Below are 12,366 nucleotides of genomic sequence, written 5' to 3' on the forward strand. Positions count from 1 at the left end.
GACGAGCGGGAGCGGCGGATGCGGATCGGGCGGGGCGCCGGGCTGGCGATGGGCATGGTGCTGGCGGCGACGATGTCCGCGGCGGCCGCGACGCCGCAGCGGCCGGGTGCGAGCGACGCGGGCGCGACCGCCACCCGCTTCACGCGCGACCCCGCGCGGTTCGAGGCCAACAAGCGCAAGCTGATCGCGGCCTATCGCCGCCAGTCGCCCGCGCTCGGCGCCGCGCTGGAGCCGTCCTTCAAGCAGGACCTGCTGACGCTGCTGGCCCCCGAGTTCCGCCGGCTGGGGATCCGCCCCGACGATGTCGCGGACATGACCGCGGCCTATTGGGTCACCGCCTGGGAGGCGACGAACAACATCGTCGGGCGCCAGACCGATCCCGCGCTGGTGCGCGGTGCGGCGCGGCAGATCGCGGCGAAGCTCGGCCCCGGCGTGGCGCGGCTCAGCGATGCCGAGAAGCAGGACATGGCCGACATGATGCTGCTCCAGACGCTGGTCGCCGACGCGCGGATGAAGGCGGTGGCGAGCGGCGGCGCGGCGGCGCGGCAGCGGATGAGCGACGCGATCGCGGCGGAGGCGGCGGAGCTGCTCCACGTCGACCTGCGCCAGGTCGAGCTCGGCGCGGCGGGCTTCACCCCGCGCGGCGGTGCGGCGGGCGGCGCGGGGGCGCCGGCGGGGGCGGCCGCCCCCGCGCCGCCGGCCGCGCCCGCGACGCCGGGCGCGCACGCCGCCAATTGGGCGCAGGTGGAGGGGGTGTACTTCAAATCCTTCACCAGCTTCGGCGTCGGCGGGGTGGTGACCCAGGATTTCGAGCCGATCGTGCTGTTCCGCGACGGGCGCTATTACGAGGTGGAGGGGCCTGCGCTGGAGGACGTCGATCTCGCCGCCAGCCGCGCGCGCAGCCCGCGCGCCTGGGGGCAGTGGAAGCGCCAGGGCGACACCTTCCTGCTCACCGACGAGCGCGGGCGGGTCAGCGACCATCGGCTGCAGCAGGGCAGCTTCTTCAAGGCCTTCCCCGCCGAGGCCGCGGGCGGCGCGCTGGAGCGGCCGTACAAGCGCGTGTCGGGCGGCGGCAATTCGGCGCTGGGCGGCACGATGGCGATCGCGGCGCAGACCAACATCGCCTTCACCCGCGACGGGCGCTTCTCCAACCGCTCGAGCGCGGGCGCGAGCGGGGCGAATGTCGCCGCCTACAGCCGCCGCCCCGCCACGGGCGGGCGCTATCGCGTCGCGCGCCACACGATCAGCTTCACCGACGCGGGTGGCCGGACGCGGCGCGAGTTCTTCGCGCTGGGCTCGGAGGGCACGCCGGCGCGGTTCGACACCGATCTGATCTTCATCGGCGACCGCGTCTTCGTGAAGGACGATTGAGCCCGCGTCGCGACGGTTTACGCACGCCCGGCTTCGCGTGTACGGGCGCGCGATGATCAAGCACGCTCTCCCCGTCACGCGCGAGGCGGATTTCGCCGCCTGGTACCAGTCCGTCATCGCCGAGGCCGACATGGCCGAGGAATCGGGGGTGCGCGGCTGCATGGTGATCCGGCCCTGGGGCTATGGCATCTGGGAGCGGATCCAGCGCCTGCTCGACGATCGCATCAAGGCGACCGGGCACGAGAATTGCTATTTCCCCGTCTTCATCCCGCTCTCCTATTTCGAGCAGGAGGCCGCGCACGTCGAGGGCTTCGCCAAGGAGATGGCGGTGGTCACCCATCATCGCCTGATCGCCGACGGCAAGGGCGGGCTGGTGCCCGATCCCGAGGCCAAGCTGGAGGAGCCGCTGGTGGTCCGGCCGACCTCGGAGACGGTGATCGGCCATGCCTTCGCGCGCTGGGTGCAGTCGTGGCGCGACCTGCCGGTGCTGATCAACCAATGGGCCAACGTGGTCCGCTGGGAGATGCGCACGCGCATGTTCCTGCGCACCGCCGAGTTCCTGTGGCAGGAGGGCCATACCGCGCACGCCTCCGCGGACGAGGCGCGCGCGGAGACGCTGCGGATGCTGGAAGTGTACCGCGACTTCGCCGAGAGCGACCTCGCGCTGCCGGTGGTGGCGGGCGAGAAGCCCGAGAACGAGCGCTTCCCCGGCGCGGTCGCGACCTATTCGATCGAGGCGATGATGCAGGACGGCAAGGCGCTCCAGGCGGGCACCTCGCACTTCCTCGGCACCAATTTCGCCAGCGCGCAGAACATCCGCTTCCAGAACAACGCGGGCGAGCTGGAGCTGGCCAACACGACGAGCTGGGGCGTGTCGACCCGCACGATCGGCGCGCTGATCATGGTCCACGGCGACGACGACGGGATGCGCGTGCCGCCGCGCGTCGCGCCGTGGCAGGTGGTGATCGTGCCGATGCTGCGCGACACGCCCGAGGACGAGGCGCTGGTGACCTATTGCCGCGAACTGCAGCAGGCGCTGGCGCGGCAGAGCGCGCTGGGCGAGCCGCTGCGCGCCTTGCTCGATCTCAAGCCGGTGAAGTCGACCACCAAGCGCTGGGGCTGGGTGAAGAAGGGCGCGCCGCTGGTGATCGAGGTGGGCGGGCGTGACATGGCGGCGGGCAATGTCTCGCTAATCCGCCGCGACCGGCTGTACCGCGCCGACGGCAAGCTCGACAGCGTGGCGATGCCGCGCGACGCGCTCGTCGCCGAGGCGCCCGCTCTGCTCGAGGCGGTCCAGCAGGCGCTGTACGACGAGGCCGCGGCGCGGCTGCGCGCGGGGATCACCCCGGCGCGCGACTGGGCCGCGGTGGCGGCGCATTTCGCGCCCGAGGCGCGCAACCCGGGCTGGCTCGAGGTGCAATGGGCGCGGCCCACGGGGGCGGCGCTCGACGCGGTGGTGGAGAAGCTCAAGGCGCTCAAGCTGACGCTGCGCAACGCGCCGAGCGATCAGGCGCCGGCGGACGGCGCCTGCGTCTTCACCGGCGACCCTGCGGTGGAGCGCGTGCTGGTCGGCCGCGCTTATTGAGCGACGGCGGGCGTCCCCTCTCCCTTCGGAGCGGGAGCGGCTGCCCTCAGTGGCGCGCCATCAGGCGGCGCGTCTGCGGCGACAGGCCGGCGCGCGGCGCGGCCGCGGGGCGGGGCAGCCGCGCGCGCTGAGTCTCCGCCACCCGCGCCACCAGCCAGCCGCCGGCCAGCAGCGCGAGCACGAGCAGACAGACGCCCGTCACCGGCGCGGCGACATGGAACCAATGGGGGTCGGTCACGCTGGCCTCTCGTTCGACGCGCCGCGTGGGCGCAGGGAACCCCCGCGATAGCGCGTCGCGGTTAACGTGACGTCTCCGCGGCGCCGCGGCGCGCGCGCTCAGCCGCCGGTCAGCAGCACGATCGGCACGCGCAGCACGGTGCGCAGGTCGGTGGCGTCCTCGGTGGCGCCGACCTCGACCGACCAGTTGAGGCTGGCGCGATCGGTCACGCGATAGGTCACGCCGAACAGGAAGCGCCCGATCTGGAGATCGCGCGAGATCGTCTCGCGCTCGCCCGGCCAGGCCGCGGTCGGCTCGATCAGCATCGTGCGCGTGCGCGTGCCGAACGACCAGGTGTGCGCATAGCCGAAATTGACCGTGGTGCGCTGGTTGAGCGAGATGCCGATCCCCGCCGAGCCCGAGATCGCGTCGCCCGGATCGACATAGGTGATGACCACCGGCGGGATCCGCGTGTCGACGTGGCGCGGCAGGTTGAACGTATAGCCCAGCGTGCCGAACAGCACGACCGGGTCGCTCGGCAGGATCGCGGTGACGCTGGGCGCGATCCCCCAGAAGCCCGCGCCCGTCGCCGCGCGGGTCGGGCGGCCCAGATCGTCGCGGCGGATCGCGAAGGGGTTGGTGCCGGTCGGGATCACGCCCTGGAGGTTGCCGATCAGGAAGGGCCGGCCGTTGCCGCCGCTGAGCAACTGGTAGCGCGCGGTCAGCTCGATGTCGCCGATCCCGGTGCCCTTGACCGAGCTGTCGATCGTCGCGGCCTGGTCGTTGTTGGTGCTCCCCGCGATCGGCGCGATGATCGAGGAATCGGCGCGGTGGATGAACGGCGTGCGGATGCCCAGCTCGAACCGGTCGGTCAGCCCGTAGCGCAGCGCCGCCGAGGCGGTGATGACGTCCTGGCGGCTCTCGTTGATGTCGAACACGCCGACCAGCACCGCCTCGACCAGCTCGACCCCGCGGAACACCGCGCGGCTGCGGTCGGCGCGCGCGTAATCGACCTGGAGCTCGCCGGTGAGCTGGCCCTTGCGCGTCACCACGCTGGCCTGGCTGTCGAGCACCGCGAGCTGGATCGGCTGCTCGGCGTCCTCGGGCGCCTGGCCGACGCGCTCGAGCGGCGGCTGGAGCACCCCGGCGGGATCGCCCGGCGCGCCCGGCGCCGCGCCCTGCGCCGCGCTGACCGCGGGCGCGCGCGGCGGCGCGGCGGCGAGCTGGGGCAGCGGCGCCGCCTCCGCCCGCGCCATCGCCTGCGCCTGGTCGTCGAGCCGGCGGCGCAGCTCGGCCAGCTCGGCCGCCTGCGCGTCGAGCCGCGCGCGCTGCGCCTCGATCAGCCCCAGCGCCTGGTCGAGCTGGCGCTGCAGCGGCGGTCGCTTGCGCGGCTGCGCGGGGGCGGGCAGGGCCGCGGTCGCGACGATGGTGGAGGCGAGCAGCGCGAGCGCGGCGCGCCGCATCACTGCGCCCTCATCGCGGTGGCCGCGCCCGCGACCTCGCCGACGCGCAGCAGCGCCGAGCCGGCGAGCAGCTCCGCCCCCGCGGCGCCCAGGTCGATCGCGACGCTGGTCTGCGTGTCGATGGTGCGGTCGCTGCCCGCATTGGCGATCGCCGAGCCGAAGGCATGGCCCGCCAGATGCGTCACCGTCAGATCGCTGCCGCTCAGTTGCACCGTCCGTACACCCCCCTCTCCCCCCTGTGTGATGACGCCATGGTCGGTCGCGCCCCCCGCGACCGCCTCCAGCCCCGCGGGCAGCGCCGCCGCCGCGGCGGTGCCGACCCCCGCGGCGAGCGCGGGCGCCCCGCTGCCGGGCGTGACCTGGAGCCCGTTGCGCGAGTCATAGGTGACGGTCGGCGCGCTCGCCGCGCCGCCGCGCGCGGCGATCACCGGCGCGGCGGCGACCGTCTCGCCCGCGCGCGGGGCATAGACGGTCAGCGTCGGCGCGCCCTGGCTCGCCTGGAACACGGTGCGCAGCACCACCGCGCCGTCCACCGCGGTCTGCGTCTGGACCGTGAGCGCGACGTCGATCCCGCCGGGCAGCATGAAGCCGCCGCGCTCGCCCGCCAGCGTCGCGTCGGGCACCGGCGCGATCGCGCCGAACAGCGCCTGACCCAGCCCCGCCAGCAGCAGCGCCACCCCGCTCATGATATGTCTCCATAGGACGGCGCGGTGATCGCCAGCGCCTGCTGGCTCACCGGATCCGAGAAGCGCCCGCCGATCGGCGCGCGCGCATAGGCGAGCCATTGCGCGTCGCGGTTGAAGCGCGACCGCGCCAGCGCCTGATCGTCGGCCAGCACGAAATAGATGCCGTTCCACACGCGCTCGAACGCGGCGCGCGGCATCACGCTGACCCCGCTGGACGGATCGCCGAGCAGCACCTCGCTCGCGCTGACCCCCTTCACCACGACGAAATGGCGATAGTTGCGCACCGAGATCAGCGCGATCCCGGGAACGCCGGTCTGGCGCACCTTCTCCAGCGGTACCTTGTACCCGTCCGCGCGGAGCCCGCGGCTGGCGAGCCAGCGCTTCATGTCGAGCAGCGAGAAGCCGAGCCGGCGGATCTGCTGCTGGTCGCCGCGCAGCCACATGCCGCGGAACGCCAGGTCCTCGCGCACGTCGAAATCATAGTGGAAGCGCAGCAGCGTCGCGAGCGCGGCCGAGCCGCAGCTGAAATCGAAGCGCTGGCGCACGATGCCGTCGAAACGCCGCTCCGCCATCGAGCGCACCGGCACGCTATAGTCGCCCACCGGCCCCGCGCCCGCGCCCCCGACAAAGCGCGACGTGCGGGAGACATCGCCCCCGCACGCCGCAGTGGCGTGGACCAGCGTCGCGGCCACGCCGAGAGACACGAGGCGCGCGCGCCGGCTCATGGGGCCGGCGCGAGCGCGATGGTGACGTTCATCGCCGCGTTGATCGCGACGTTGTTGCCGGTGTTGACGCTCAGCACCGACAGGCCGGACATGTTCTGGAACGCCTGGCCGTCGATCCGCGCGTCACCGGTGCGGACATTGTCGCCCACGCTGTTGTGCGCGACGCCCGCATTCTGCTCGGCGAGCGCGCTCTGGCGCGTGTCCGCGCGTCCCGCGATCGCGCCCAGCGCCGCCTCGTCGAGCGTGTCGGCGTCGAACGGCGCGGCCGCCGCGGTCTGCGCCGCGGCGGGCGCGGCCAGCGCGAGCGGCGACGCCAGCGCCACCACCACCAGCAGCAGCAGCGCCGAGCGCGGGGGGATCAGAGAAAGGCGGGGCATATTGTGGCTCCTCGCATCGGGGAAGCGGGCCGGCGAGGGTGCCGCCGGCCCGCCCGTTCGTCAGAAGGCGACGTCGCCGGTCGACACCGCGACCGACACGCTCGCGTTCTGCGAGGCGCCGACGCCGGTGTTCTGGTTGAGCGCCTGCATGCCCGCATAGTTCTGGAAGGCGCCGCCGCTGTTGCTCAGCTGGTTGGCCGCGCCGGGCGTGCCATCCTCGCCGCCGCGGAAGTTGACCGAGACGCCGGTGACGTAGCTCGACAGCGTCGAGCTGGCGACGATCGCGCTGTCGCCGAACACGTTCGAGTTGGACGCCGTCGCGGTCGAGCCCGAGCTGCCGCTCAGCACGATCGAATGATCGGAGCTGTCGTTGTTGCTGTGACGCACCGAATTGTCGGTCGAATTGTCCGAATTGTCGTTGTTGCTGTCCGTCGCCGAATTGTCGGAGCTGTCGTTGTTGCTGTCGTTGACGGAATTGTCGGAATTGTCGTTGTTGCTGTCGTTCACCGAGCTGTTCGAGTTGTCGTTGTTGCTGTCGGCGGTGTTGGTCGAGTTGTTGGAATTGTCGGTGGTCGAGTTGTTCGAGCTGTCGGACGTCGAATTGTTCGAGCTGTCCGAGGTCGAGTTGTTCGAGTTGTCGGTGTTCGTGGTCGACGAGTTGTCGTTGTTGCTGTCGGCCGTGTTGATCGAGTTGTTGGAGTTGTCGGTCGTCGAATTGTCCGAGCTGTCGTTGTTGCTGTCGGCGGTGTTGACCGAGTTGTTCGAGTTGTCGGTCATCGAGTTGTTCGAGCTGTCCGACGTGGAATTGTCGGAGCTGTCGTTGTTGCTGTCGGCGGTATTGACCGAATTGTTCGAATTGTCGGTGGTCGAATTGTTCGAGCTGTCCGACATCGACGAATTGTCGTTGTTGCTGTCGGCGGTGTTGGTCGAGTTGTTGCTGTTGTCGGTGGTCGAGCTGTTCGAATTGTCCGTGGTGGAATTGTTCGAGCTGTCCGACATCGACGAATTGTCGTTGTTGCTGTCAGCCGTATTGACCGAATTATTGGAGTTGTCGGTCACGGAATTGTTCGAATTGTCCGCCATCTGCGAATTATCATTGTTGCTGTCGGCGGTGTTGGTCGAATTGTTAGACGCATCCGTGGTCGAGTTGTTCGAGCTGTCGTTGTTGCTGTCGGCGGTGTTCACCGAGTTGTTCGACGCGTCGGTGGTCGAGTTGTTCGAGCTGTCCGAGCTGTTGGTGGAGTTGTTCGACCAGTCATTGGTCGAGCTGTTCGACGCATCGTGGGTCGAGCTGTCGGTGTTGCCCCCGTTGTAGCTGTCGGTGACCGACTGGTCGCTGCTCGCGGTCGATCCGCCCGCGGCGGCATTCTGGCCACCGCCCGCGCTGTTGGTGGGGTCGGCGGTCTGCGCCATGGCGGGCGCCGCGATCAGCAGCGCGGCGACGGAGCAGGAACGGAACAATTGAGCTTTCATGACGGCCATCCTCGCTAAGATGTGATCGCCACGCCCCCTGTTGGTCCGTGCGACGGGTCTGCCGGCGGAGGAGCGGTGCGGCACCGTATCGTTCGGTACCCCTCGGGTATGATGGTAACCCTTTCTTAACTCTGCCCCGACTTAAGGGATTCCCGTGCCCCGGAACGGGGATTCCGGCTCCCCTCGTTCAGGGGTTGTTCAGACGAACGACGTGCGGCACGCGGGCGCGGTCCGCACCGCGCTCTTCAGCATCAGCCACACCAGCTCGGCCTGGCGGTTGGTGTCGGTCTTGAGGAAGATCTGCTTGAGATAGGAGCGCGCGGTTTGCTCGCGCACGTGCATCGCGCCGGCCGCCTCGGCCAGGCTGGTGCCGTCCGCCAACAGGCTGGCGAGTCGCGTCTCCACTGGCGACAGGCCGTACATCTTGCACGCGGGCTCGATCAGCCGGCGCAGGTCCTGCTCGGGATCGAACACATAGGCGATCGCGGCGCAATCCTCGGCGCCGCGCGGCGCGGTGTCGCTCGCGACGATCGCGACCAGCAGCGGGCGGCGGTCGGCGCGCGCCAGCGCCATCACCGGCGCGGTCGGCGCGACCTCGTTGCGCGCCCTGATCGGGCTGCCCCCGATGACATGGTCGAGCGCGGCCTGGAGCCGCAGCGTGTCGGGCAAGCGGCTCGCGCTGAGCAAGGTGCCGCTGCGGCGCAGCCCGTCATTCTGCTCCATCAGCGCCTCCGCCACCGCATTGGCGAACATCAACTGCCCGCGCGTGTTGACCAGCAGAACGCCGACGTCGCTGTTGTTGACCGCGTCGGTCAGCCCGCGCACCTGCGCCAGCGCGCGGGCGCGCTGCGCCCATAGCCCGAAGACGGGGTGGAGCAGCGGCAGCAGCCGCGCCGCGGCGTCACGCGCGCGCGTGCGCGCCCCGTCGCCGAGGCGGTGGAACAGCGAGGTGACGGTGATGACGCCCTGCGTCGTGGGAATGTCCGCGGTCAGCACCGCGCCGGCGGCGGCGTCGCCCGGGACGCCAGGGCTGACCCAGCCGACCGGCGACTCGCCCGGGTGGCCGCGCCCCGCCAGCGCGGTGACCAGCGCCTCGATCTGCTCGCGCGAGTCGCACGCGCCCGCGGCGTAGAGCGCGACCGGGCGTGCGCCGGGCGTCGCGCTCCAGGTGACGAGCACGCCGTCGGCCTCGAGCAGGCGCGCGACCTCGCGCGCGACCTGCGCGACCGGGTCGCCGTCGTCGCGCGGCGGCAGATGATGGTCGAGATGGGGAGGCGCGGCGGCGGCGCAGGTCTGGACGTAACTCCGCTCGGCCATCGGAACGATGGCCGAGGTATGCAGGACGCTGACCATGGTTCTCTCCTGTTATCCGGCCGGTTTTTCCGGTCCGCCCCGCGTTCGATGCGGTGGTTGTCGCTCGTCTATGTGGTTCGGTGCGTCGTTCATCCCGTGATTGGATCGGGTCGGGCCAGCAGCATGAGCCAATATCGCACCGCGGCAAGCTGCTGCATGCCCGTGCGGCTTCCCGAAACGGGACGTGTCAACGCGAGTCGCGGCCGTCCCTGACCAGATCGAGCCTGCGCCGACTCGCCGTGCCAACGGAATGGAAAACCACGGATTGTTCCATTTCTGAACGCCGCGGCCGGCGCTGCCGGGCGGGTCGTCGGCACCGCCGCGCGCGGCGCGATCGGCGCGGCCCGCGCGCGATGCGTCGCTTGCGCGCGGCGGGGCGCCCCCTACAACCGCCGCCCCGCGCGGCAACAGCGGCTCAGCGCAGCAGCGGCTCCACCGCGCGGGTGTAGATCGCGGCCATCCGTTTCTGCCCCGCGTCGGTCGGGTGGAGGCCGTCGCCGAACCAGCTCTTGTCGCAGGCGGCGGCGTCGGGACCGATCACGGGATCGGCGGCGAGGTCGAACACGCCGTCGATCCTGGTGCCGACCGAGGCGCGGATCTCGGCATTGGCGATCGGGCGCCGCTCCATGTGGCGGCGGTGATAATCGGCGAACTGCGGCAGGCAGATCGGCAGCACCGTGCCCACCACCACCTTGGCGCCGGTCGCCTTCACCGCGGCGACATAGGACCAGAGATCGTCGAGCCAGCCGCCCGCGCCGACATAGCCGCTGCCGCCCAGATCGTTGGCGCCGATCAGGATGGTGACGATCGCGGGCTTCTCCGCGACGAGCTGGGGCAGGCGCTGGACCAGGCCGTTGCCGTTGCGCGCGTCGGTGATCTGCGCGCCGCCGACCGCATTGCCGTGGAACGTCACCTTGGGATGCGCCGCGGCGAACAGCCCGGTGTACGAGCCCGCCCAGAACACCGAGATCGAGTCACCTTCCGCGACGATGCCGCTCAGCCCCGCCGCAGTGGGGGGCGGGGTCGGGGTGGGGCTGGGAGTGGGGCTGGGGCTCGGCGTGGGCGACGGGCTCGGCGCGGGGCTCGGGGTCGGTGAGGGGGTCGGGCTGGGCGCGGGGGTCGGCGTCGCCGCGGCGGCGGCGGGGACTACCGCGACCGCGCCCGACGGGCCGCCGTCGCGCGCCGCGGCGTCGCCGCACGCGGGGAAGCACAGCAGCACCGCGCCGGTGAACAGGTGGCGGAGCGCCGCGCGCGGGAACCGGCGCGGAGCGGCGGGGCGGATCGGGTCAGGGAAGGACGTCATGCACGCATGTCCCGCTGGGCCGACGCCGCGCCGCGCGGGGCGGCCGACGGCGCGGCGATGACTGATGGCGAGTGTCGATGAGCCATTAAGGTTAAGCAAGGATGAAGCCACGCGCGGCGCGCACGGGCGCGCCGCGTATCAAGATTACTCCGGCCCCGATCGGTTCGCCCCGGTCACCCGGTTCCGATCACCCGGCCCCGATCGGTCCGGGGCCGAGCGGCCCGGGTCCGGCCTCGAGCGGCCGCCACGCTATCGTCGCGCGCGACTGTCCCGCGTCGCGGCCGCGCGGCGTTTGTCGTGGCGGCGGCGCGGCGGTATAGCGCGACGGTCCCTGGGAGCAGAATTCGTGTATCGTCGCCTCCTCTTCGGTCTCCTGCTGGTCGCCAGCGCGACGGCGGTGGCGCAGCGCGACTCGGGGCTGCGCGCCGACGAGGCGGTGTACGAGCTGCGCGGCCCCGCGCCGCGCACCGCCGCGCTGACCGATCCCGCCTCCGACACCGCGGTGGCAGGCGGCACGCCGCACGGCGACCTGGTCCGCGCGCGCCCGACCGAGGACGTGCTGCGCGTCCCCGCCGCGGTCGCCTCGACGGTGCGCCCGCGCGCCTTGCTCGAGCCGACCGCGGGAACCGGGGTGATCCCGCCCTCGGCCGCGCCCGACGTGGCGGGGGCGTTCCGCTTCATCTGCCAGCCGGGGCAGGTGAGCTACGACGACCCGATCGTCTTCCCCGGCCAGCCCGGCAAGAGCCACCTCCACCAATGGTTCGGCAACACCGCCGCGGACGCGCACTCGACCTATGAGAGCCTGCGCCGCAGCGGCGAGAGCACGTGCATGAACGTCGCCAATCGCTCGGCCTATTGGATGCCCGCGATGCTCGACGGCAAGGGGCATGTCGTCCGCCCGGACTACGTCACCATCTATTACAAGCGACTGGCGCGCCCGGAGGATTGCGCGCGGATGGCGGCGCGCGGCTGTGCGGCGCTGCCGCGCGGGCTGCGGATCATCTTCGGCTATGACATGGTCGCGCATCGCGCCACCGAACATGCCGCTTACTTCAACTGCGACGGCCCCGGCGCGCAGTCGGGCCATTACGACACGATCACCGAGGCGGCGGCGCATTGTCCCGCCGGCGCGCGGCTGGGCGCGGTGATCGTCGCGCCCGATTGCTGGGACGGTCAGCGGCTCGACAGCGCCAACCACCGCGATCACATGGCGCGTCCCGGCTATGGCAGCAACGGGGTGCATCGCTGCCCCTCGACCCATCCTTATGCGGTGCCGACCTTCACCATGGGTGCCTGGTATTCGGTCGACCAGGCGGGCGCGGCGGACTGGTATCTGTCGTCGGACGAGATGCCGGGGATGAAGCGGATGCCCGCGGGCTCCACCTTCCACGCCGATTGGTTCGGCGCCTGGGACGATGAGGTGATGGCGATGTGGACCGACCATTGCATCGCCAAGCTGCTCAATTGCAGCGGCGGCGACCTGGGCAATGGCATGACGCTGAAACAGGTCGGGCCGTTCGACTGGAAGACCAAGCGGCGGCTGGTGGCGGTGCCGCCGCGCCCGAAGAGCTGAGCGCGCCGCCTCGATAAAAGGGCCGTGCGTCGTGGTGAACCAAGGGAGTTCCGCACGGCCCAGTGCCGCCATGACGGCGCGGCGTTCATATCCGATGATACCGTCTGAACGAACGGCGAATCGGCGGCGCTGCGCCGCGCGCGTGTCGATGTGGGACAAAGCCGCGGGCCGGGCGCCGGCGCGCCCGCGTCCATAGCTGCCCTAAGCGGCGGCGAAGGCGAAGTGCGCTCCCCAGCCGCG

The 12,366-nt window shown here is 71.5% G+C and carries 11 protein-coding genes; 3 read left to right on the forward strand and 8 right to left on the reverse strand.

The window, feature by feature from the left end:
* Nucleotides 1–18: 18 nt before the first annotated feature.
* Together EV292_RS14050 and EV292_RS14055 are read left to right on the forward strand one after the other, a co-directional pair.
* Nucleotides 19–1,371, forward strand: coding sequence for a DUF6683 family protein (locus EV292_RS14050; protein WP_132909866.1), 1,353 nt, complete (start codon nucleotides 19–21; stop codon nucleotides 1,369–1,371).
* 52 nt (nucleotides 1,372–1,423) lie between these two features.
* Nucleotides 1,424–2,956 (forward strand): aminoacyl--tRNA ligase-related protein, encoded by a 1,533-nt coding sequence (locus EV292_RS14055; protein WP_132909867.1) that lies wholly within the window; start codon nucleotides 1,424–1,426, stop codon nucleotides 2,954–2,956.
* A 46-nt stretch (nucleotides 2,957–3,002) separates the two neighbouring features.
* Here EV292_RS14055 and EV292_RS14060 read toward each other — a convergent pair whose 3' ends face one another.
* The 8 genes from EV292_RS14060 to EV292_RS14095 form a co-directional block, all read right to left on the reverse strand.
* Nucleotides 3,003–3,194, reverse strand: a complete 192-nt coding sequence (locus EV292_RS14060; protein WP_132909868.1) for a hypothetical protein — start codon at nucleotides 3,192–3,194, stop codon at nucleotides 3,003–3,005.
* 98 nt (nucleotides 3,195–3,292) lie between these two features.
* Nucleotides 3,293–4,636 (reverse strand): transporter, encoded by a 1,344-nt coding sequence (locus EV292_RS14065; protein WP_132909869.1) that lies wholly within the window; start codon nucleotides 4,634–4,636, stop codon nucleotides 3,293–3,295.
* Nucleotides 4,636–5,322, reverse strand: coding sequence for a hypothetical protein (locus EV292_RS14070; RefSeq protein WP_132909870.1), 687 nt, complete (start codon nucleotides 5,320–5,322; stop codon nucleotides 4,636–4,638). The genes EV292_RS14065 and EV292_RS14070 overlap by 1 nt, the downstream gene beginning before the upstream one ends.
* Nucleotides 5,319–6,047 carry a C39 family peptidase gene (locus EV292_RS14075; protein WP_132909871.1) on the reverse strand — a complete coding sequence of 243 codons (729 nt, stop codon included), beginning with the start codon at nucleotides 6,045–6,047 and terminating at the stop codon, nucleotides 5,319–5,321. Before EV292_RS14075 ends, EV292_RS14070 begins: the two co-directional genes overlap by 4 nt.
* On the reverse strand, nucleotides 6,044–6,424 hold the full coding sequence (locus EV292_RS14080; RefSeq protein ID WP_132909872.1) for a hypothetical protein: 381 nt from the start codon (nucleotides 6,422–6,424) through the stop codon (nucleotides 6,044–6,046). The genes EV292_RS14075 and EV292_RS14080 overlap by 4 nt, the downstream gene beginning before the upstream one ends.
* 60 nt (nucleotides 6,425–6,484) lie before the next feature.
* A complete protein-coding gene (locus tag EV292_RS14085) occupies nucleotides 6,485–7,897 on the reverse strand; it encodes a hypothetical protein (protein ID WP_132909873.1) in 1,413 nt (470 codons plus the stop codon).
* Nucleotides 7,898–8,095: 198 nt separating this feature from the next.
* Entirely contained in the window at nucleotides 8,096–9,250 is a 1,155-nt protein-coding gene (locus EV292_RS14090) for a response regulator transcription factor (RefSeq protein ID WP_132909874.1), read from the reverse strand.
* A 415-nt stretch (nucleotides 9,251–9,665) separates the two neighbouring features.
* On the reverse strand, nucleotides 9,666–10,553 hold the full coding sequence (locus EV292_RS14095; RefSeq protein ID WP_132909875.1) for an SGNH/GDSL hydrolase family protein: 888 nt from the start codon (nucleotides 10,551–10,553) through the stop codon (nucleotides 9,666–9,668).
* 346 nt (nucleotides 10,554–10,899) lie between these two features.
* Here EV292_RS14095 and EV292_RS14100 point away from each other — a divergent pair, with 346 nt between their 5' ends.
* Nucleotides 10,900–12,126: a DUF1996 domain-containing protein gene (locus EV292_RS14100; RefSeq protein ID WP_165927117.1), complete on the forward strand. Its 1,227-nt coding sequence runs from the start codon at nucleotides 10,900–10,902 to the stop codon at nucleotides 12,124–12,126.
* Nucleotides 12,127–12,366: the final 240 nt, after the last annotated feature.

This window comes from Sphingomonas sp. BK235 (genome assembly GCF_004345855.1).
In the GTDB taxonomy this organism is placed as follows: Bacteria; Pseudomonadota; Alphaproteobacteria; order Sphingomonadales; family Sphingomonadaceae; genus Sphingomonas.